Source organism: Xanthomonas sp. NCPPB 3005 (assembly GCF_041228095.2).
Taxonomy (GTDB): Bacteria; Pseudomonadota; Gammaproteobacteria; order Xanthomonadales; family Xanthomonadaceae; genus Xanthomonas_A; species Xanthomonas_A bonasiae.
Genome location: NZ_CP166096.2, coordinates 628,500 through 648,430 on the forward strand (window position 1 = coordinate 628,500; position 19,931 = coordinate 648,430).

The following is a 19,931-nucleotide window of genomic DNA, read 5'->3' on the forward strand; positions in this document are numbered from 1 at the left end:
ACATTGGCCTACCGGAGAGTGCCTGTCGCGGCTGAAGCCGCTCCTACAGACATGCCGCAGAGGACTCTTGCGCCGATCAGTCGCCCAGGGTCAGCAGCGACGCATTGCCGCCGGCCGCGGTGGTGTTGACCGTCACCACCTTCTCGGTGGCGAAGCGCAACAGGTAGTGCGGACCGCCGGCCTTGGGGCCGGTGCCGGACAGGCCCTGGCCGCCGAACGGCTGTACCCCGACCACCGCGCCGATCTGGTTGCGGTTGACGTAGACGTTGCCGACCTGCACGCGGGCGGCGATGCGCTCGATGGTCTCGTCGATGCGCGAATGCACGCCCAGGGTCAGGCCGTAGCCGGTGGCGTTGATCTGCTCGATCACCGCGTCGAGCTGGTCGGCCTTCCAGCGGATCACGTGCAGCACCGGGCCGAAGATCTCGCGCTGCAGCTGCGCCAGCGACTGCAGTTCGTAGGCGCGCGGGGCGAAGAAGCTGCCGTGCGCGGTGCCGTCGTCGCTGGCGGCCACCGCGATCAGGCGCGCTTCGCGGTCCATGCGCGCGGCGTGGTCGGTGAGGAGTTGCAACGCGTCGGCATCGATCACCGGGCCGACGTCGGTGGACAGCAGGCCCGGGTCGCCGATCTTCAGTTCGGCCATCGCGCCGGCGAGCATGGTCATCACCTTGTCGGCGATGTCGTCCTGCACGAACAGCACGCGCGCGGCCGAGCAGCGCTGGCCGGCGGAGATGAAGGCGCTGGAGATCGCGTCCTTGACCACCGCCTCGGGCAGCGACGAGGAGTCGGCGATGAACGCGTTCTGGCCGCCGGTCTCGGCGATCAGCACGCCGATCGCGGCGTCGCGCGCGGCCAGCGCGCGGTTGATCGCGCGCGCGGTCTCGGTCGAGCCGGTGAAGGCGACGCCGGCCACGCGCGCATCGCGGGTCAGTGCGGCGCCGACGGTGGCGCCGTCGCCGGGCAGGAACTGCACCGCCGCTTCCGGCACGCCGGCCTCGTGCAGCAGCTTCACCGCGGCATGGCCGACCAGGTTGGTCTGCTCGGCCGGCTTGGCGATGACGCTGTTGCCGGCGGCCAGCGCCGCGGCGACCTGGCCGAGGAAGATCGCCAGCGGGAAGTTCCAGGGACTGATGCACACGAACACGCCGCGGCCGTGCAGCTGCAGTTCGTTGGACTCGCCGGTCGGCCCGGGCAGGCGCTCGGGCGCGCCGAACTGGGCGCGCGCCTGGCCGGCGTAGTAGCGCAGGAAATCCACCGCCTCGCGCACTTCGGCGACGCCGTCGGGCAGGGTCTTGCCGGCTTCCTTGACGCACAGCGCGATGAACTCGGGCATGCGCGCTTCCAGCAGATCGGCGGCGTGCTCGAGGATGGTGGCGCGGCTGGCGGCCGGGGTGCGGTTCCAGCCCGGCTGCGCGGCGACCGCGTTGGCCAGCGCCTTCTCCACGGTGGCGGCGTCGGCCGGTTGCCAGCGGCCCACCACCTGGCGGCGGTCGGCGGGGTTGGTCACGTCCAGCGGCGCGCTGGCGATCACCGCGCCCGGCACCAGCGGCACGGCCTGCCAGGGCTTGATCGCGGCGTTGAGCTGGTCGGCCAGCGCGCGCAGGTCGTTGTCGTTGGCGAGGTTGGCGCCCATGGAATTCTTCCTGTTGTGGTTCTGGCTGCGCAGCAGATCGGCCGGCAGCGGAATCTTCGGATGCGGGATGGAGGCGAATGCGGACACGGCTTCGACCGGATCGCGGATCAGGTCCTCGATGGCCACGTCCTCGTCGGTGATGCGGTTGACGAAGCTGGAGTTGGCGCCGTTCTCGAGCAGGCGCCGCACCAGGTACGGCAGCAGGTCCTCGTGCGAGCCGACCGGCGCGTACACGCGGCACGGCACGCCCAGGCGGTCGGCGGGAATCACCTCGGCGTACAGGTCGTCGCCCATGCCGTGCAGCTTCTGGTGTTCGTAGTCCTTGCTGCCGGCGATGGCGCGCACCGCGGCGATGGTCTGCGCGTTGTGGGTGGCGAACATCGGGTACAGCGCGTCGCTGTGCGCGAACATGCGCTTGGCGCAGGCCAGGTACGACACGTCGGTGTTCTGCTTGCGGGTGAACACCGGGTAGCCCGGATGGCCCTCGACCTGCGCGCGCTTGATCTCCGCGTCCCAGTACGCGCCCTTGACCAGGCGCACCGGGATGCGGCGGCCGACGCGGCGCGCCAGGTCGGCGAGGAAGTCGATCGTGTACGGGGTACGCTTCTGGTACGCCTGCACCGCCAGGCCGTAGCCTTCCCAGCCGTCCAGCGACGGATCGGAGAAGGTGGCCTCGATGATGTCCAGCGACAGTTCCAGGCGGTCGGCCTCTTCGGCATCCACCGTGTAGCCGATGCCGTAGGACCGGGCCAGCTGCGCCAGTTCCAGCACGCCCGGCACCAGTTCGGCCATCACCCGCGCGCGCTTGGCGTGCTCGTAGCGCGGATACAGCGCGGACAGCTTGATCGAGATGCTGGGCGCGGCGAACACGTCGCTGCCCTTGTACGAGCCGTTGGGACCGCTGCGGCCGATCGCGTGGATCGCCTGGCGGTAGGCGTCGAGGTAGCGGTGCGCGTCCTTCATGGTCAGCGCGCCTTCGCCGAGCATGTCGAACGAGTAGCGGTAATGCGCGTTGTCGCCCTTCTTCGAGCGCGACAGCGCCTCGCCGATGGTACGGCCCATCACGAACTGGTGGCCCATGATCTTCATCGCCTGGCGCACCGCCAGGCGGATCACCGGCTCGCCGACGCGGCCGATCAGGCGCTTGAACGCGCCGGCCACGTCGGCGCGGGTCAGGTCGTTGATCTGCACCAGCTTGCCGGTGAGCATCAGCCCCCAGGTGGAGGCGTTGACCAGCACCGAGTCGCTTTCGCCCATGTGCTTCTTCCAGTCCGCGTCGCCGAGCTTGTCGCGGATCAGCTTGTCGGCGGTTTCCTGGTCGGGGATGCGCAGCAGCGCTTCGGCCACGCACATCAGCAGCACGCCCTCTTCGCTGCCCAGGTCGTACTGGCGCATGAAGGCTTCGATCGCGCCCTGGTTCTGGGCGCGGGCGCGCACCCGGGTGACCAGGTCGGCGGCCAGCGCCTGCACCTTGGCCTGGTCGGCGGCGGGCAGGCGCGCCTGTTCGAGCAGTTCGCGCACGTGGTCGGCCTCGTCCTTCAGCCATGCGGCGGTGATCGCGGCGCGCAGCGCGTGGGAGGCGGGGGGCAGTTCGGGGGCAAGCAACGGCGAGGGAGACGCGGACGGCATCGCCGGTGAGGAACCGGCGCCAGACAGAGCGTTCATGCAGGGAGGACCAGGGAAGATGCGCGCATTTTATGCCAGCGCCCGCTCGTGCAGCGCGTCGGCGCGGTGCACGGTTGCCTGCGGCGGACACCGATGGCTGAACGCTTGCGGCGAGAATTTGGTTGCAATGCAGCATTTTTTATGATGAACGCGCGCTTGCCGGCGCGCAGGCCCGGGGCTACCATCGAATCGTTGCTCGCGGCTGGTACAGCGCGGCGGCTCGGAAGCGCGGTTCGACATGATCGAAATGTGTCCGTTTTCTGCGGAGGGAGCGGGTACGCAGCTGCGGCTGCGGCCGCCGCGGGCGCTCAGTGCCCGGCAATTCGTGATGTTGTTCGCGGCGCTGGCCGGGGCGATGTGGGCGGTGGCGGTGCTGGGGTGGTTCGCCGGCAACGTGTTCGCGCCGGCGTTCGCCTTGTTGCACAGCATCGTGGTGGCGCTCGCGCTGCGCTGGTCATGGCGCAGCGGCGAGCGCGAAGAGGACATCCGGGTGGGTCCGGGCTGCGTGGAAGTGACCCGCACGAATGCAGGAACGCCGGCGTTCCGCGCCCACCCGCATTGGGTGCGGTTGCGGATCGAAGGCGACGACAGGGTGGTGCTGGCGTGCAGCGGCAAGCAGGTCCGGGTCGGCGAGTTTCTCGGCCCGGGCGAGCGCCGCGAGCTGGCGCAGACCCTGGAAGGCTTGCTGGCGGCCGCGACCGGCCGCAACCGATGACGCTCCAAGGGGTCTAGGCAATGAAGCAAAGCGGCAGATGGAAGCAACAGGCGGTCAGGGGCGGGATGGCATTGGCGGCGGCGCTGGCCGTCCCGATGGCGTGGGCACAATCGGCCGATCCGAAACCCTGGCAGTTGAACATGGGCCGCGGCGTCACCCAGAGCGCGCGCAACGCCTACGATTCGAACATGCTGTCGCTGTGGATCTGCGCGGTCATCGGCGTGCTGGTGTTCGGCGCGATGGGCTATGCGATGTTCAAGTTCCGCAAGTCCAAGGGCGCGGTCGCGGCGCAGTTCAGCCACAACACCAAGGCCGAGGTGATCTGGACGGTGATCCCGGTGCTGATCCTGATCGCGATGGCGTGGCCGGCCACGGCCAAGCTGATCGCCATGTACGACACCCGCGACGCCGAGCTGACGGTCAAGGTCACCGGCTACCAGTGGATGTGGCGCTACGAATACCTGGGCGAGAACGTCTCCTTCACCAGCCGCCTGGCGCGCGACTCGGACCGCATGCGCCAGAGCGGCCAGGTGCCGAGCCTGGAGAGCAATCCGCACTACCTGCTCGACGTGGACAACCGGCTGGTGCTGCCGGTGAACACCAAGGTGCGCTTCGTGATCACCTCCGACGACGTGATCCACGCCTGGTGGGTGCCGGCGCTGGGCTGGAAGCAGGACGCCATCCCCGGGATCATCAACGAAGCCTGGACCGACATCGACACCCCTGGCGTGTACCGCGGCCAGTGCGCCGAACTGTGCGGCAAGGACCACGGCTTCATGCCGATCGTGGTCGAGGCGGTGTCCAAGCAGGACTTCCAGAAGTGGCTGGCGGCGCGCAAGCCGGCACCTGCGGCGGCCCCGGCCGCGCCGGCCGCCGCACCTGCCGAAGCGCCCGCCGCGCCGGCGGCTCCCGCTGCGCCCGCGCCCGAGGCCACTGCGCCGGCCGCGCCGCCGCAGGCCCTGCTGCCCCGTCTTCGTTCCGGTTCGCACCTGACCGTGCAAGCCGCCTGATCTCCTGCATTCTTTTTTGAGGTAGCCGCCATGGCCCATTCCGCAGTCGATCACCACGACGAGCACGGGCATCAGCAGAGCTTCGTGGAACGGTGGTTCTTCTCCACCAACCACAAGGACATCGGCACGCTGTACCTGCTTTTCAGCTTCACGATGTTCATCGTCGGCGCGGCGATGAGCGTGGTGATCCGTGCGGAGCTGGCGCAACCGGGCCTGCAGTTCGTCAAGCCCGAATTCTTCAACCAGATGACCACCGTGCACGCGCTGGTGATGATCTTCGGCGGGGTGATGCCGGCCTTCGTCGGCCTGGCCAACTGGATGATCCCGCTGCAGATCGGCGCGCCGGACATGGCCCTGCCGCGCATGAACAACTGGTCGTTCTGGCTGCTGCCGGTGGCGTTCACCCTGCTGCTGCTGACCTTCTTCCTGCCCGGCGGCGCGCCGGCCGGCGGCTGGACCCTGTACCCGCCGCTGTCGCTGCAGGGCGGCTACAACGTCGCCTTCAGCGTGTTCGCGATCCACGTCGCCGGCATCAGTTCGATCATGGGCGCGATCAACATCATCGCCACCGTGCTGAACATGCGCGCGCCCGGCATCGACCTGCTGAAGATGCCGATCTTCTGCTGGGCCTGGCTGATCACCGCGTTCCTGCTGATCGCGGTGATGCCGGTGCTGGCCGGCGCGGTGACCATGCTGCTGACCGACAAGTTCTTCGGCACCAGTTTCTTCAATGCGGCCGGCGGCGGCGACCCGGTGATGTACCAGCACATCTTCTGGTTCTTCGGGCACCCGGAGGTCTACATCATGATCCTGCCGGCGTTCGGCGTGGTCAGCGAGATCATCCCGACCTTCAGCCGCAAGCCGCTGTTCGGCTACCAGGCGATGGTGTACGCGATCGCCGCGATCGCGTTCCTGAGCTTCATCGTCTGGGCGCACCACATGTTCACCGTGGGCATGCCGCTGGGCGGCGAGATCTACTTCATGTTCGCCACCATGCTGATCTCCATCCCCACCGGGGTGAAGGTGTTCAACTGGGTCAGCACCATGTGGCAGGGCTCGCTGACCTTCGAGGCGCCGATGCTGTGGGCGGTGTCGTTCGTCATCCTGTTCACCATCGGCGGCTTCTCCGGGCTGATGCTGGCGATCGTGCCGGCCGACTTCCAGTACCACGACACCTACTTCGTGGTCGCGCACTTCCACTACGTGCTGGTCACCGGCGCGGTGTTCGGGCTGATCGCCGCGGTTTACTACTGGTGGCCGAAGTGGACCGGGCGCATGTACAGCGAGGCCTGGGGCAAGTTCCATTTCTGGTGGACGATGCTGTTCGTCAACCTGCTGTTCTTCCCGCAGCACTTCCTCGGCCTGGCCGGCATGCCGCGGCGCATTCCCGACTACAACGTGGTGTTCGCCGACTGGAACCTGGTCAGCTCGATCGGTGCGTTCGGCATGTTCGTCACCCCGTTCCTGATGGCCGGCATCCTGCTGGCGTCGCTGCGCAACGGCGCACGCGCCGAGGCGCGGGCGTGGGAAGGCGCGCGCGGCCTGGAATGGACGGTGCCGTCGCCGGCGCCGGCGCACACCTTCACCCTGCCGCCGGTGCTCAAGCCCGGCGACCTGGCCCACGACGACATCAGCCACTGATGACCGCGCAGACGCCGCTCGACGATCTGGCCCTGCGCCGCAAGCGCGCCGTGCGTACCGCGCTGGTGGTGGGCGCGGTCGCGGTGCTGATCTATGCCGGCTTCATCCTGTCCGGGGTGATCGGCCGATGAGCGCGCCGGCGCCGCGCGTGCACAGCAGCGCCGGGCTGTTCAAGCTGGTCGGCGTGGCGCTGGCGGTGTTCGTGCTGACCTTCTCGCTGGTGCCGCTGTACCGCATCGCCTGCGAGAAGGTGTTCGGCGTGCGCCTGGAGCGCGGCCCGGGCGAAGGCCCGCAGGCCGGCAAGCCGCTGCTCGGCAAGCGCACGGTCAAGGTCGAGTTCGACGGCGGGGTGAATTCCAAGCTGCCGTGGTCGTTCCATCCCGAGCAGCTGACCATGCAGGTGGTGCCCGGCGAACTCAACGAAGCGCTGTACTACGCGCGCAACGACGGCGAACGCGCGATCGTCGGCAGCGCGGTGCCGTCGGTGGCGCCGGCGCGCGCCTCCGGCTACTTCACCAAGACCGAGTGCTTCTGCTTCACCGCGCAGACACTGCAGGCCGGCGAGAAGCGCGACATGCCGGTGCGCTTCATCGTCGATCCGAACCTGCCCGGCGACATCACCACCATCACCCTGTCGTACACCTTCTTCAAGAACGATGCGCTGAGCGCGGAACTGGGATCGCCGAAACTGGCCGGTTCCGCGCGCGCGGCCCCTTGACCTCACCCGGAACGCCCGCCATGGCCCAGCCCAGCACCGACGCCACTGCCTATTACGTGCCCAGCCAGAGCCGCTGGCCGTTCATCGGCTCGATCGCGATGTTCGTGACCATGATCGGCGTGGCCAGTTGGCTCAACGACGCGGCCTGGGGCAAGTGGACCTTCTTCATCGGCATCGCGATGCTGGTGGCGACCTTGTTCATGTGGTTCGGCGACGTGATCCGCGAATCGATCGCCGGCCATTACAACCGCCAGGTCGACGTGTCGTTCCGCATGGGCATGGTCTGGTTCATCTTTTCCGAAGTGATGTTCTTCGGCGCGTTCTTCGGCGCGCTGTTCTACACCCGCACCTTCATCCTGCCGTGGCTGGGCGGCTCCGGCGACGGGGTGATGACCAACGCGCTGCTGTGGGACGGCTATTCGGCGGCCTGGCCGACCAACGGCCCGGGCGCGATCGGCGGCCAGTTCCAGACCATTCCGGCGTGGGGCCTGCCGCTGATCAATACGCTGATCCTGCTCAGCTCCGGCGTGACCCTGACCATCGCCCACCATGCGCTGAAAGCCGGCCATCGCACGCGCCTGCTGGTGTTCCAGGGGCTGACCGTGCTGCTGGGCTGCGCCTTCCTGTACTTCCAGGCCGAGGAATACATCCACGCCTACAAGGAGCTCAACCTGACGTTGGGCTCGGGCATCTACGGCTCGACCTTCTTCATGCTCACCGGCTTCCACGGCGTGCACGTGCTGCTGGGCACGATCATGCTGCTGGTGATGTGGCTGCGCTCGGCGCGCGGCCATTTCAGCCGCGACAACCACTTCGCCTTCGAAGCGGCGGCATGGTACTGGCACTTCGTCGACGTGGTGTGGCTGGCGCTGTTCCTGTTCGTCTATGTACTTTGACGGCTGGGAATGGGGAATCGGGAATAGGGAATAGGAACAGCGGAAGCGCGCCGCTCTTGCCATTCCCTATTCCCGATTCTCCATTCCCGGCTAGGCCGCGTCAGCGGCCCAGCCCATGCGGCTTGATCACGCCGGTGTAGATGCCCAGGATCACCAGCAGGATCAGGCACACCGATAGGCCGATGCGCCAGGTCAGTGCGTTCACCGTGCGCTTGCTCTGGCCGCGGTCCACCAACAGGTAGTACAGGCCGGCGCCGAGGTTCCACAGAATGACCAGCAGGAACGCGACGATCAGCAGGGTTTTCAGCGAGTCGTTCATGGGCGTCTCGGTGCACGGTATCGCCGCATTATGACCCTCGCCGCGTCCTCGCGCGTCGCCGCGCGCGCGCGCATGCCGCTGTGGCTGGGCTGGAGCATCGCCTTGGCGGTGGCGCTGGGATTCTGCGCGCTGGGCCGCTGGCAATTGCTGCGCATGCACGAGAAACAGGCGCTGCTCGCGCAGGCCGCGCACATCCGCGATCGTCCGCAGGCCTTGGCCGACGCGCTGCGCGCGGCGCGGCCGACGCAGCTGGCCTGGGTGCACGGCGCTGGCCGTTTCCTGCCCGGGCAGATCCTGCTCGACAACCAACTGCGCGAGGGCCGCAGCGGGGTCAAGGTCTACCAGCCGTTCCTGGCCGATGGCGCCTCCGCGCCGCTGCTGGTCGAACTGGGCTGGTTGCCGCTGCCGGCCGATCGCGCGCTGCCCAGGCCGCTGCCGCTGCAGGGACGGTACACGCTGGTCGGCCTGCTCGGGCCGGTGCCGTCGCACGGGCTGACCCTGGGGCCGGCGCTGGTCGCCGCGCCGGCGCCGCAGCTGTGGCTGGCGATGCGCATCGAGCCGGCGGCGATCGGCCAGGCGCTCGGCCGCCGCGACATTTTGTCGCAGGTGCTGCGCCTGGATCCGGCCCTGCCGCTGGGCTATCCGCGCGACCTGGACATGCTGCCGAACACGCTGCCGCCCGAGCGCCACTTGGGTTACGCGGTGCAATGGTTCGGCCTGGCGCTGGCCGTGCTGATCACCGCGGGCCTGCTCAGCTGGCGCGCGCGCAAGGGGCGAGGCGGGCGCTGAGCGCGCGCGCATGAGAAAATCCCCGGCATGAATGCCTCCCCTTCGGCTCCACGCCAGGCGACCGCACGCGGTCGCTGGACGTTGATCGCGCTGTTCGCCCTGTTCTTCGGCTCGATGCTGGTCGCCGGCGCGCTGCGGTTTTCCGGCTGGCAACCGCCCGGCAGCCGCAACCATGGCGAGTTGCTGAAGCCGCCGGCCGACCTGCGCGCGCTGCAGCCGCGGCTCGACGACGGCAGCGTCTACGCCTGGCAACCGCAGCAGCGCCTGTGGCGCATCGCGCTGGCGCCGCCGCGCGACTGCAGCAGCGCCTGCGAGGCGCTGGCGCGCGACCTGGACAAGGTCTGGCAGTTGTTCGGCCACGACGCCGACCACGTGCAGATCCTGTGGATCGGCACGCCGCCGGCGGCGGTGCGCGCGCTGCCGCAGGTGCGCGTGCTGCGTGCCGACGCCGCATTGCTGGACGGTCTGCCGCGCGTGCACGACGCGGCCGGGGTGCCGGTCTACGTGATCGATCCGAACGGCTTCGTGGTGCTGCGCTACGCGCCGGGCTTCGATCCGGCCGGGCTGCGCGCGGACCTGTCGAAGCTGCTGAAACTCCTGTGAGCCGTCCCCCTATGAACCTGTTCGCGCCACCGGCGCTGTTTCGGCACTTCCACCGCATGGCCTGGCTGGCGGCGCTGTTCACCGCCAGCACGATCATGTTCGGTTCGTTCGTGCGCCTGTCCGATGCGGGCATGAGCTGCCCGGACTGGCCGACCTGCTATGGCCGGGTGACCTGGCCGCAGAGCAGCGACGAAGCCAACGCGCACGCGGCCAGCAAGATCCGCCCGCTGGAGACGCACAAGGCCTGGCGCGAGCAGGTGCACCGCTTCCTGGCCGGGGCGCTGGGCGTGGAAGTGCTGGTGCTGTCGCTGTTGGCCGCACGACGGCGGCGCCTGGGCATCGCCCAGATCGTCGGCGCCGCGCTGCTGGTGGCGCTGTCGATCCCGCTGTACATGTCCGGCTGGCCGTCGCTGGCGATGGCGCTGGCCGCTGCCGGCGAAGCGATCCTGCTGCTGGCGGCGCTGCGCTGGTCCAATACCGACCTGGCGCGCGCGGCGGTGCTGACCCTGGCGGTGGTGATCTTCCAGGCGCTGCTCGGCATGTGGACGGTGACCCTGCTGCTCAAGCCGATCGTGGTGATGGGGCATCTGCTCGGCGGCCTGCTGATGTTTTCGCTGCTGGTGTGGATGGCCTGGCGCGCCACCCACCTGCCGATCACCCTGGCCGACGCGTCGCGGCTGAAGTGGCTGCTGCGCATCGGCGTGGCGCTGCTGGCGCTGCAGATCGCGCTCGGCGGCTGGGTCAGCGCCAACTATGCGGCGCTGGCCTGCGGCGGCGGCAGCTGGTCGGCCGACAACTTCCCGCGCTGCGTCAGCCAATGGTGGCCGCCGCACGATTTCCGCGAAGGCTTCACCCTGTGGCGCGGCATCGGCGTGGACTACGAAGGCGGCGTGCTCGACGGCGCGGCGCGCATCGCGATCCAGATGGCGCACCGTATGATGGCGCTGCTGGTGGCCGCCTACCTGCTGTGGCTGGGCTGGCGGCTGAGCCGCTCGCCGGGCATGCGCGGCTGGGCCGCGGCGCTGGCGCTGCTGCTGGTGGCGCAGGTCAGCCTGGGTATCCTCAACGTCAAGCTGGCGCTGCCGTTGCCGGTGGCGGTGCTGCACAACGCCGGCGCGGTGGCGCTGCTGTTCGTGCTGGTGTCGCTGCTGGCGCGGCTGCGGGCGCCGCAATGAGCGCCAAGGGCCTCCACTGGCGCGACTACTGGGACCTGACCAAGCCCAAGGTGGTGGCGCTGATCGTGTTCACCGCGCTGGTCGGCATGTGCCTGGCGATTCCGGGCGTGCCGACCTGGGCGCAGGTGCGCACCGGCTTGATCGGCTTCTTCGGCATCTGGCTGGCGGCATCCGCCGCGGCAGCGATCAACCAGTTGCTGGACGCGCGCATCGACGCGCAGATGGCGCGCACCTCGTGGCGGCCGCTGGTGGTGGGCAAGGTGCTGCCGTGGCAGGTGCTGCTGTTCGCCACCGCGCTGACCGCGCTGTCGATGGCGATCCTGGTGATCTGGGTCAACACCATCACCGCGGTGCTGACCTTCGCCTCGCTGATCGGCTATGCGGTGATCTATACCGTGTTCCTCAAGCGCACCACGCCGCAGAACATCGTCATCGGCGGCCTGGCCGGCGCGGCGCCGCCGCTGCTGGGCTGGGCCGCGATCACCGGCATGCAGGGGCAGTGGGACTGGGCCTACGCGTCGCTGCTGGTGCTGATCATCTTCGTGTGGACGCCGCCGCACTTCTGGGCGCTGGCGATCTTCCGCCGCGCCGACTACGCCAAGGCGTCGGTGCCGATGCTGCCGGTCACCCACGGCGTGGCGCATACGCGCAAGCAGATCCTGGTGTACACGCTGCTGCTGGTGGTGGCGACGCTGCTGCCGGCGGCGGTGGGCATGAGCGGCGTGTTCTACCTCGGCGGCGCGCTGGTGCTGAACGCGGTGTTCGTCTGGTACGCCTGGCGCATGCTCGACCCGCCGGACGAGATGTTCTCGATGCGCATGTTCGGCTATTCGATCGTGTACCTGATGGCGCTGTTCGCGTTCCTGCTGGTGGATCACTGGTTGCTGCCGGCACTGCCGATGCCGACCGGCGCGTGAGCCGCCTGCGCCACGCCGGGTTGCTGGCGCTGGCGGCGCTGCCGTTGCCGGCATCGGCGTGGGACACGCCGGAACAGGCGATCGACGCCTACCTGGCCTTCGAGCTGGACGGCGGGCGGCTGCAGGCCTGGCCGTTCGCGCGCTACATCGTGGCGCCGCGCGGCTACGACGAACCGGGCTGGGACGTGCTGCACGCGGTGCGCGGCTGGCAGCGCGGCGCGGTGCGCTGCGACCATCCCGCGCGTTGCGAGGTCGTGGTGGTGTTCGAATACGCCGACACGCTGGCCCTGCCGGCGGCATGGCAACTGATGCCGCATCCGCATGGCGGCAGCGAGCGGGTGCGCTATACGCTGCAGCAGCAGCCCGCGCCGGACGGTTGGCGCGTGGCCTCCACGCTCGGCCCGCCGCGGGTCAGGCTGAAGGTGGTGGCGACGCTGTGGCCGGAAACTGCGGCCGACTGAGCCGCGCCGATCGACCGCGGCGCGCGGGCGCTGGCGCCGCAGCCGGTGCAGGCCGGAGCGGCTCCGATGGTGCAAGGCCTTCGTTCGATGGCGCCCGGTGCGGCGCGCGCGCTGCTCGGCGGGCGCGTGCGCCAGCACCGACGCATGCCGCGATGACCCGGGCGCTCAGCTCAGCCAATGCTGGCAGCTGTCGCGGTCCTGGCTGCCGCAGCTTTGCTGCATCTTGTGCTGCAGGCGTGCGAGCACGGCGCTGCCGCCATGGCCCTTGCTCCAGCCCTGCAGGGTCTTGGCCAGGGTGTCGAAGCGCTGCCTGGTGCGCTGGTGGTAGCCGCCGGGCTGCCCGGCCAGTTCGCCGATGACCTGGCCGGCGGCGGCCTCGATCGCGGCCGCATTGTCCGGCTGCAGCCGGATCAGGCCGTCGACATAGAGCACGCCCCACTGCACCCGGGTGGCGGGGCCTTCGGCGCTCTCGTAGGCCTTCTTCAGCCAGTACAGCGCGGTCTGCTTGTCGCCGCGCGCCTCGGCCAGGCCGGCCAGTTCCGGCATGTAGTAGTACGGCGTCTTGCTGCGCCCCAGCTCGGCCAGCAGCAGCTGTTCGGCGCCGGCGCTGTCGCCGGCGTCGTCGAGCAGGCCGGCGGCATTGCTGATCGTGGACTGGCGTTCGTAATCGGTCTTGGCCGCCTGCTCGGCCCACTGCACGCGCTGTTGGACCTTGGCGACCACCGCAGCCGGCAGCGGCGGATGCGGCGCGTCGCCGGCGTCGGCCGGCTGGCCCTGCGCCAGCCGCGCCAGCTGGATGTCGGCGTACGCGGTATCCAGGCGATCGCTGATCGGCAGGCTGCTGTCGGCGTAGACCCGGTCCAGCGCGCCGGTCAGCGCATTGGACAGTGTGGTCCGTTCGCTGGCATCGGCCGCCGCGGCCTGCACCAGTTCGCGCGCCGAATAGGTCAGGGTGCTGCGGTTGGCGCGCGCCTCGGCCGGATCGGCGAGCACCGCCTGCAGCAGGCGGCGATCGGCGGCGCGGCGCTTGGCGTCGGTGGCGCCGGCCTTGTCCGGTTCCCGCGCGGCCAGCGCCAGCAGCGCGAAGCGGCGCTGCAGCGCCGGCTGCGGCGCGGCCGCGGCCAGTTGCGCGAGCACGCCGGCGGCCTGCTCCGGCTTGACCAGTTTGCTCGCATCCACCGCCCAGCCGTATTCGCCGAGCAGGGTCCAATCGTCGGCGCTGAGCGTGGCCGGCGCCTGCAGTGCCTTCTGCAGCAACTGCGCCGAGGTGGTGGTGCGGGTCGCGGCCACGCGCAAGGCCTCGGCCAGGCGCCCGGTGTCGCTGTCGCCGGCCAGGCGGGTGATCTCGCTGCGATCCGGGCGCAGCACGATGATGGTCGGGTAGCCCTTGATGCCGAAGCGTTCGCCCCAGGCCTGCGCGCCTTCCGAATCGCCGTCCAGATGCACCGCGACGAAGGCGCGGGTACGGGCGATGAAGGCCGGGTCCTTGAACAGCGTGGCCTTGAGCCGGTTGCACGGCGGGCACCAGGCCGCGCCCCAGTACAGCAGCACCGGCTTGTTCTGCTCGCGCGCTTCGGCGAAGGCGTCGTCGACGTCGCCCTCGCGCCAGGCGATGCCGGCGCTGTCGGGCGCCCTGGCCGGCGCGATGGCCTGCGGCTTGGCGGGAGCGGGCGGCTTGTCGCAGCCGCCCAGCGCCAGCAGTGCGGCAAGGCTGGCGGAGGTCATGACGGAAAGGCGGAGCGTACGGCGCATACGTCGGTCACCGGGCGAAGAGGGGAGGGCGGCAACGGCGGATGCCGTGCAGGCCATGGCGCCAATCGCGCACTCTACCTAGCCGATCGCGCTGCGTGTACCTGGCGGACATGGCGGTTGCGCATTTGCATATGCCGCGACTCAGCGGCGGCGGCCAGCGCGCTTGCGGCTCGCGGCACCGGCGATGGCGATGGCGATGGCGATGGCGATGGCGATGGCGCGGCGCCGGGCGAGCGCCATTGCGCAGCGTTCTCGCCAGCGCAGACCTGATCGATCGGCGTGTGGCGCCCGAGCGCGGGCAGCGGCCGCGGCTTGAACTGGGACAGGCCGCGCCGGGCCGCTGCCGCCGCGACGGGCCGCGGTCGCTAGTCGTGCTTGGCCGTCTTCGCATCGCGCGCATAGCGTTGCGCGACGAAGGCGCAGACGATCAGCTGGATCTGGTGATAGATCATCACCGGCAGCACGATCGCGCCCAGGCTGCCGCCTGCGAACAGCACCTTGGCCATCGGCACGCCGGTGGCCAGGCTCTTCTTCGAGCCGCAGAACACGATCGGGATCTCGTCGCGGCGGCTGAAGCCCAGCCGCCGCGCGGCGAAGGTGATCAGCCCCATCGCCAGCGCCAGCAGCAGCGCGGCGACCAGCGCCACGCCGAGCAGCGCCGGCAGCGGCGTCTTGCGCCACAGGCCCTCGATCACCGCGGCGCTGAAGGCGGTGTACACCACCAGCAGGATCACGCCCTGGTCGGTGTAGCGCAGCACTGCGCGGCGCCGCTCGACCCAGCCGCCGACCCAGGGCCGCAGCAGGTGGCCGGCGACGAACGGCACCAGCAGCTGCAGCATGATCTTGCCCATCGCCTCCAGCGGGTTGGCCATCGCGCTCTGCGCGCCGGCCAGCAGGCCCATCAGCAGCGGCGTCAGGAACACCCCGAGCAGGCTCGACAGCGAGGCGCTGCACACCGCCGCCGGCACGTTGCCGCCGGCCATCGAGGTGAACGCGATCGACGACTGCACCGTGGACGGCAGCGCGCACAGGAACAGCACGCCGATGTACAGCTCCGGGGTCAGCAGCCAGTGCGACAGCGGCTTGAGCAGCAGCCCCAGCAGCGGGAACAGCACGAAGGTGGCGGCGAGGATGGTCAGGTGCAGGCGCCAGTGCAGCGCGCCGGCGACGATCGCCTCGCGCGACAGGCGCGCGCCGTGCAGGAAGAACAGCGCGGCGATGGCGATGTCGGTGACGTCGTCCATGATCGCCGCGGCCTGCCCTTGCACCGGCAACAGCGAGGCCAGCAGCACGGTACCGAGCAAGGCCAGGGTGAACGGTTCGATGCGCAGGCGGGCGAGCCAGTGTCTGATCATGGCGGGGAGGTGGGCGAGGGAGAGGCTCATTCTAGGAAGCGCTGCGCGCGGATGCGAATCCGTCAGCAAGCCGTAGACAACTCGCAGACATGTTGCTGCGTACGCCGCTCCGGCCACAACCGGCGATCGCGTGCTTGCTAGATTGCCCACGCCCCGTCGATGAGCGCGGCGAGCGAGCGTTGGGTCACGCGATCGTCGGCGCTTGCCTTTCCAAGGATCGCAACGGAGAAGGAGCAAGCCATGCAATACGATCAATACCAGACCGTGTTCGCGCTCTCGAGCCTGTCCAACTGGGTCAGCACGCGCAAGGGAACCGCGCAGGCGCTGCAGGCCGACTACCAACATGTGCTGCATGCGACGCTGGTCTCGGCGGCGGCGCAGAACGCCATCGGCACCTGGGAGCTCGTCTGGGGACCGCAGGTCTGGCAGGCGCCGGACTCGCAGCGGTCGGACAATGCGATGTTCGTGGCCAAGGCGGGTGCGGTGCCGGGCATCGAAGGCGATGTCTATGTCGTGGCGATCTGCGCCACCAATCCGAATTCTCTCTACGACTGGTTGGTGGAGGATTTCGATGTGTCCGTGGTGGTCGATTTCGCCACTTACGATCCGTTGGCCGGCACCGCCCCGGTCAGGACCCCGAAGCCGGTGGCGCCGGGGACGGTCGTCATTTCGATGGGAACCGCGCTGGGGGTATGGCATCTGCTCGACATGGTCAGCCCGGCGTCGGCATCGGCGCCAGGCACGACCCTGGCCAGCTTTCTGCAAACCGCCGCGAGCGAAAACGCGACCGTGATCTTCGCCGGCCACAGCCTGGGCGGCGCGCTGGCGCCGACCATGGCGACCTGGTTCGAGCGCACCGGCAGGCTCGATGGCTGCAAAGCGGTGTACTGCTATCCGACAGCAGGCGCCACGCCAGGAAACACCGATTTCGCGGCGCTCTTTCAGGCGACGCTGCCGCCGGTCATCGGGAACAAGCCGTACCAGACTTGGAATCGCGATCTGTGGAACACGCTCGACGCGGTGCCGCATGCATGGGTGTTGGCGATGCTGCGGCAGATCAAATCGCTCTACGGCAACAAGCCGATCGCGGGTGTCGATGCCCTGGTCTCTTTCGCCAGGGCCAATGCGCGCGCCTCAGGGGTCATCTACAGCCAGATCACCAATCAGCCGCTGCAGGGGACGCGCAGCGGCGATCCGCCGACCACCACGCTGGCCTTCCTTGAGCAGATGCGGATCCAGCACGGCACGGCCTATGAAGCGCTCATCGCGGACTGGTTGCAGCCGGTGGTGCCGCTCGGGCGCGCGTTGCAGTCCGCCGAGGTGGACATGGATGCCCTGCTGGCCGAACTGGCCAGGCGTCTGGATGCGGGCAGCGACACGGTGAAGGCATTGGAGGCCGAGGAGCGCGCCGCACTCGGGGAATGATCGCCGCCGCCGCTCGCGGGATCGGGCCATGGCCTGATCCCGCCTGCCGCCCTCAATGCAGCGCCGCGCGCGCCTTGAACAACTCGCGCAGTTCGTACTTGTCGGTCTCGTCCAGGCCTTGCGCGCGCTGCTTGGCCTGCAGTTCCTCCAGCCGCTGCTGCAACGTCTGCCGTTCCAGTTGCACCACCACGTCGTGCAGTTCCTGGCGCCAGCTGGCGGTCTCGCCGGGAATCTCCTGCACCGCCAGCTTCTGCAGCGCGGGCAGTTCCTCGCGTTCGTGGAAATGCTCGAGCAGGGCGCCGGTGGAGATGTCCGGGCGCGTGTGCACGATCTCCAGCAGTTCGATCATCAGCTCGATGCCGGGCAGGCGCAGGCCGGCGAACGGGTAGGGCGGCGGCAGGTCCAGCGCCAGCGAGGGCGTGTGCAGCAGGCGCACGATCGCCTCGCGCACCAGGCTGCGTTTCTGCGTCGGCCGTGCCGCTGCGCGCGGCGGCGGCTTGGCCAGCTGCGCGGCGGCGGGCGCGGGGCCGCCGATGCCGGTGATCTCGGCCAGGCGCTGGCGCATCAGGTCGCCGAACGCGCCATCGGGAATCTGCGCCAGCATCGGCCGCGCGCGCTCGGCCAGCCGCGCCTTGCCGTCGAGCGTGGCCAGGTTGACCTCGCGCGAGAGTTCGTCGAAGAAGAACTGCGACAGCGGCGTGGCCTGCTGCAGGCGCGCGGCGAAGCCGTCGGCACCTTCCTTGCGCACGATGCTGTCCGGGTCCTCGCCGTCGGGCAGGAACAGGAAGAACGCCTGGCGCCCGTCCTTCATCCGCGGCAACACCGATTCCAGCGCCTTCCAGCCGGCGCGGCGGCCGGCGGCATCGCCGTCGAAGCAGAAGAACACGTCCGGCGCGTTGCGGAACAGCAGCTCGGCGTGTTCGGAGGTGGTCGCGGTGCCCAGCGTCGCCACCGCCTGGGTGACGCCGAACTGGAACAGCGAGACCACGTCCATGTAGCCCTCGACCACGATCAGCCGCTCGATTTTCTGGTTGGCCTGCCGCACCTGCCACAGGCCGTACAGCTCGCGGCCCTTGTGGAACAGCGCGGTCTCCGGCGAGTTCAGGTACTTGGGGCCGTCGTCCTTGTCCATGACCCGGCCGCCGAAGGCGATGACCCGGCCGCGGCGGTCGAAGATCGGGAACATGACCCGGTCGCGGAACTTGTCGTAGACGTGGCCGCGCTCGTTCTTGGAGAACAGCCCGGCGCGCTCGAGCAGCTTGTGGCGGCGCTCGTCGGTGCCCAGCGCGTCCTTCAGCGCGCTGTAGCCGTCCGGCGCGTAGCCGATCTGGAAACGCGCGCGGTTGTCCGCGTCCACGCCGCGGCCGTCCAGGTAGCTGCGCGCCTTGTCGCTGCTGTCGAGCTGGCGCTGGAAGAACTTGGTCGCCGCGTCGAGTGCCGAGTACAGGTCGCGATGGTCGTCGCCGGCGGCCTGCGCGGCGCCGCGCTGTTGCGCGTCGCGCGGCACTTCCATGCCGGCGCGCTTGGCCAGTTCGTCGACCGCGTCGAGGAACTCGAGACGGTCGTAGTTCATCAGGAAGCTGATCGCGGTGCCGTGCGCGCCGCAGCCGAAGCAGTGGTAGAACTGCTTGGTCGGCGACACCGTGAACGAGGCCGAGCGCTCGTCGTGGAACGGGCAGCGCGCCGCGTATTCCTTGCCCTGGCGCTTCAGCGGCACGCGCGTGCCGACCACCTCGACGATGTCGGTGCGGGCGAGCAGGTCGTCGATGAACGCGTCGGGGATGCGGGCCATGGGCGATAGGATGCCATGCGTCCGCGCCACCGCCACGGATCGGCCCGCAAACCCTGGCGTTGCGGCGCTACAGCGGCGGCGGAATCGCGGTGATCGCGCTGGCGTCGATCCCGGCCGCGGCGAGCTTGCGCCGCGAGCGCAGGCGCTCGTCGATCACCGCGGTGATCAGCGCGCCGACGAAGAACACCACGGTGGCGTAGTAGATCCACACCAGCAGGATCACCAGCGCGCCCATCGAGCCGTAGGCGCTGCCCGGCGCGGCGGTGGCGATGTACAGGCCGATCGCGTAGCGCCCGGCCACGAACAGGCAGGCGGTGATGGCGCCGCCGATCACCGCCTGGCGCCATTCCACGCGCCGGTCCGGCAGGTAGTGGTAGAGCACGGCGAAGGCCAGCACGTAGATCGCCAGCGTGGAGGCGTAGCCGACCGCCGGCAGCAGCGACGGCAGGCGCGCGAAGGCGACCTGCAGCACCGTGGTCAGGATCATCGAGATCAGCAGCAGGAAGCCCAGCGCGAACACCACGCCGAACGAGAACACGCGCTTCTTCAGCCACGCCACAATGCCTTCCAGGCGCTGCTTGTCGGTGCGGAAGATCAGGTTCAGCGCGTTCTGCAGCTGCGCGAACACCGCGGTGGCGCCGACGAACAGCAGCAGCGTGCTCCACAGCCCGGCCAGCGAGCCGACATTGGGCTGGTTCTTGGCGTTGTCGATGATGGTCTGCGCCACTTCGCGCGCGCCGTGTCCGGCCAACTGCCCGATCTGCTCGATGAAGGCCTGCTGCGCCTGCGGGTACAGCGAGGCGGTCAGCCACAGCAGCAACACCAGCAGCGGCGCCAGCGACAGCAGCGCGTAGAACGACAGCGAAGCGGCCTGGGTCATCACGTCGATCTCGACGAAACGCCGCAGCAATGCCGCCGGCAGGCTCTGCTGCAGGCGTTCGAGGTGTTTTTGCAGGCGGGTGGGCGACAGCGACAGGGACATGGGAGCGGCGACGGCCTTGCAGCGGGCGCGGCAGGTGATGCCGGGCCCGCGGATGCGCGTGGAAGGTGTCGCAGGCTCGCGGG

Annotated in this window: 18 protein-coding genes; 12 read left to right on the top strand and 6 right to left on the bottom strand. The window is 69.5% G+C overall.

Annotated features, from left to right (window positions below; all coding sequences use genetic code 11):
- Positions 1-76: 76 nt before the first annotated feature.
- Entirely contained in the window at positions 77-3,262 is a 3,186-nt protein-coding gene (gene putA, locus AB8810_RS02890) for a bifunctional proline dehydrogenase/L-glutamate gamma-semialdehyde dehydrogenase PutA (RefSeq protein ID WP_369916606.1), read from the bottom strand.
- 274 nt (positions 3,263-3,536) lie between these two features.
- Between putA and AB8810_RS02895 the strand changes: the two genes are divergently transcribed.
- Genes AB8810_RS02895 through AB8810_RS02920 form a run of 6 tightly spaced genes read left to right on the top strand, consistent with a single transcriptional unit; the run spans position 3,537 to position 8,278 of the window.
- Positions 3,537-4,013 carry a DUF2244 domain-containing protein gene (locus AB8810_RS02895; RefSeq protein WP_179567876.1) on the top strand — a complete coding sequence of 159 codons (477 nt, stop codon included), beginning with the start codon at positions 3,537-3,539 and terminating at the stop codon, positions 4,011-4,013.
- A gap of 20 nt (positions 4,014-4,033) precedes the next feature.
- Complete coding sequence (gene coxB, locus AB8810_RS02900; protein WP_191826926.1) at positions 4,034-5,023, top strand: cytochrome c oxidase subunit II; 990 nt, start codon at positions 4,034-4,036, stop codon at positions 5,021-5,023.
- A 30-nt stretch (positions 5,024-5,053) separates the two neighbouring features.
- Positions 5,054-6,664: a cytochrome c oxidase subunit I gene (gene ctaD, locus AB8810_RS02905; RefSeq protein WP_185815048.1), complete on the top strand. Its 1,611-nt coding sequence runs from the start codon at positions 5,054-5,056 to the stop codon at positions 6,662-6,664.
- Complete coding sequence (locus tag AB8810_RS02910; protein ID WP_255432700.1) at positions 6,664-6,795, top strand: hypothetical protein; 132 nt, start codon at positions 6,664-6,666, stop codon at positions 6,793-6,795. Before ctaD ends, AB8810_RS02910 begins: the two co-directional genes overlap by 1 nt.
- Entirely contained in the window at positions 6,792-7,382 is a 591-nt protein-coding gene (locus tag AB8810_RS02915) for a cytochrome c oxidase assembly protein (RefSeq protein ID WP_179567870.1), read from the top strand. The genes AB8810_RS02910 and AB8810_RS02915 overlap by 4 nt, the downstream gene beginning before the upstream one ends.
- A 20-nt stretch (positions 7,383-7,402) precedes the next feature.
- The gene (locus AB8810_RS02920) at positions 7,403-8,278 is read left to right on the top strand and encodes a cytochrome c oxidase subunit 3 (RefSeq protein ID WP_179567868.1); all 876 of its coding nucleotides are present in this window, start codon (positions 7,403-7,405) and stop codon (positions 8,276-8,278) included.
- Between the two features lie 100 nt (positions 8,279-8,378).
- Here AB8810_RS02920 and AB8810_RS02925 read toward each other — a convergent pair whose 3' ends face one another.
- Positions 8,379-8,597, bottom strand: coding sequence for a twin transmembrane helix small protein (locus tag AB8810_RS02925; protein WP_003480622.1), 219 nt, complete (start codon positions 8,595-8,597; stop codon positions 8,379-8,381).
- A 30-nt stretch (positions 8,598-8,627) separates the two neighbouring features.
- Between AB8810_RS02925 and AB8810_RS02930 the strand changes: the two genes are divergently transcribed.
- Genes AB8810_RS02930 through AB8810_RS02950 form a run of 5 tightly spaced genes read left to right on the top strand, consistent with a single transcriptional unit; the run spans position 8,628 to position 12,542 of the window.
- The gene (locus AB8810_RS02930) at positions 8,628-9,386 is read left to right on the top strand and encodes an SURF1 family protein (RefSeq protein ID WP_369915514.1); all 759 of its coding nucleotides are present in this window, start codon (positions 8,628-8,630) and stop codon (positions 9,384-9,386) included.
- A gap of 27 nt (positions 9,387-9,413) precedes the next feature.
- Positions 9,414-9,989, top strand: a complete 576-nt coding sequence (locus AB8810_RS02935) for a hypothetical protein (protein ID WP_206229842.1) — start codon at positions 9,414-9,416, stop codon at positions 9,987-9,989.
- A gap of 11 nt (positions 9,990-10,000) precedes the next feature.
- The gene (locus AB8810_RS02940) at positions 10,001-11,164 is read left to right on the top strand and encodes a heme A synthase (RefSeq protein ID WP_369916607.1); all 1,164 of its coding nucleotides are present in this window, start codon (positions 10,001-10,003) and stop codon (positions 11,162-11,164) included.
- Positions 11,161-12,081, top strand: a complete 921-nt coding sequence (gene cyoE, locus AB8810_RS02945) for a heme o synthase (RefSeq protein ID WP_179567862.1) — start codon at positions 11,161-11,163, stop codon at positions 12,079-12,081. Before AB8810_RS02940 ends, cyoE begins: the two co-directional genes overlap by 4 nt.
- Complete coding sequence (locus AB8810_RS02950) at positions 12,078-12,542, top strand: hypothetical protein (protein WP_369915515.1); 465 nt, start codon at positions 12,078-12,080, stop codon at positions 12,540-12,542. The genes cyoE and AB8810_RS02950 overlap by 4 nt, the downstream gene beginning before the upstream one ends.
- Before the next feature lie 165 nt (positions 12,543-12,707).
- Here the strand turns inward: AB8810_RS02950 and AB8810_RS02955 are convergent, their stop codons facing one another.
- Together AB8810_RS02955 and AB8810_RS02960 are read right to left on the bottom strand one after the other, a co-directional pair.
- Positions 12,708-14,294 carry a thioredoxin family protein gene (locus AB8810_RS02955; RefSeq protein WP_206229839.1) on the bottom strand — a complete coding sequence of 529 codons (1,587 nt, stop codon included), beginning with the start codon at positions 14,292-14,294 and terminating at the stop codon, positions 12,708-12,710.
- A gap of 365 nt (positions 14,295-14,659) precedes the next feature.
- Positions 14,660-15,649 (bottom strand): bile acid:sodium symporter family protein, encoded by a 990-nt coding sequence (locus AB8810_RS02960; protein ID WP_179567856.1) that lies wholly within the window; start codon positions 15,647-15,649, stop codon positions 14,660-14,662.
- 240 nt (positions 15,650-15,889) lie between these two features.
- Here AB8810_RS02960 and AB8810_RS02965 point away from each other — a divergent pair, with 240 nt between their 5' ends.
- Complete coding sequence (locus AB8810_RS02965; protein ID WP_369915516.1) at positions 15,890-17,074, top strand: hypothetical protein; 1,185 nt, start codon at positions 15,890-15,892, stop codon at positions 17,072-17,074.
- Positions 17,075-17,126: 52 nt separating this feature from the next.
- On the opposite strand, the gene dnaG is transcribed toward AB8810_RS02965, so the two are convergent.
- Positions 17,127-18,866, bottom strand: a complete 1,740-nt coding sequence (gene dnaG, locus AB8810_RS02970) for a DNA primase (RefSeq protein WP_206259090.1) — start codon at positions 18,864-18,866, stop codon at positions 17,127-17,129.
- A gap of 67 nt (positions 18,867-18,933) precedes the next feature.
- Positions 18,934-19,848, bottom strand: coding sequence for a YihY/virulence factor BrkB family protein (locus AB8810_RS02975; RefSeq protein ID WP_179567850.1), 915 nt, complete (start codon positions 19,846-19,848; stop codon positions 18,934-18,936).
- Between the last annotated feature and the right edge of the window lie 83 nt (positions 19,849-19,931).

Excerpts from the sequence above, each read along its gene's own strand:
- putA (WP_369916606.1), bottom strand. The coding sequence starts at position 3,262 with ATGCCGTCCGCGTCTCCCTCGCCGTTGCTTGCCCCCGAACTGCCCCCC.
- AB8810_RS02895 (WP_179567876.1), top strand. The coding sequence starts at position 3,537 with ATGATCGAAATGTGTCCGTTTTCTGCGGAGGGAGCGGGTACGCAGCTG.
- coxB (WP_191826926.1), top strand. The coding sequence starts at position 4,034 with ATGAAGCAAAGCGGCAGATGGAAGCAACAGGCGGTCAGGGGCGGGATG.
- ctaD (WP_185815048.1), top strand. The coding sequence starts at position 5,054 with ATGGCCCATTCCGCAGTCGATCACCACGACGAGCACGGGCATCAGCAG.
- AB8810_RS02910 (WP_255432700.1), top strand. The coding sequence starts at position 6,664 with ATGACCGCGCAGACGCCGCTCGACGATCTGGCCCTGCGCCGCAAGCGC.
- AB8810_RS02915 (WP_179567870.1), top strand. The coding sequence starts at position 6,792 with ATGAGCGCGCCGGCGCCGCGCGTGCACAGCAGCGCCGGGCTGTTCAAG.
- AB8810_RS02920 (WP_179567868.1), top strand. The coding sequence starts at position 7,403 with ATGGCCCAGCCCAGCACCGACGCCACTGCCTATTACGTGCCCAGCCAG.
- AB8810_RS02925 (WP_003480622.1), bottom strand. The coding sequence starts at position 8,597 with ATGAACGACTCGCTGAAAACCCTGCTGATCGTCGCGTTCCTGCTGGTC.
- AB8810_RS02930 (WP_369915514.1), top strand. The coding sequence starts at position 8,628 with ATGACCCTCGCCGCGTCCTCGCGCGTCGCCGCGCGCGCGCGCATGCCG.
- AB8810_RS02935 (WP_206229842.1), top strand. The coding sequence starts at position 9,414 with ATGAATGCCTCCCCTTCGGCTCCACGCCAGGCGACCGCACGCGGTCGC.
- AB8810_RS02940 (WP_369916607.1), top strand. The coding sequence starts at position 10,001 with ATGAACCTGTTCGCGCCACCGGCGCTGTTTCGGCACTTCCACCGCATG.
- cyoE (WP_179567862.1), top strand. The coding sequence starts at position 11,161 with ATGAGCGCCAAGGGCCTCCACTGGCGCGACTACTGGGACCTGACCAAG.
- AB8810_RS02955 (WP_206229839.1), bottom strand. The coding sequence starts at position 14,294 with ATGCGCCGTACGCTCCGCCTTTCCGTCATGACCTCCGCCAGCCTTGCC.
- AB8810_RS02960 (WP_179567856.1), bottom strand. The coding sequence starts at position 15,649 with ATGATCAGACACTGGCTCGCCCGCCTGCGCATCGAACCGTTCACCCTG.
- AB8810_RS02965 (WP_369915516.1), top strand. The coding sequence starts at position 15,890 with ATGCAATACGATCAATACCAGACCGTGTTCGCGCTCTCGAGCCTGTCC.
- dnaG (WP_206259090.1), bottom strand. The coding sequence starts at position 18,866 with ATGGCCCGCATCCCCGACGCGTTCATCGACGACCTGCTCGCCCGCACC.
- AB8810_RS02975 (WP_179567850.1), bottom strand. The coding sequence starts at position 19,848 with ATGTCCCTGTCGCTGTCGCCCACCCGCCTGCAAAAACACCTCGAACGC.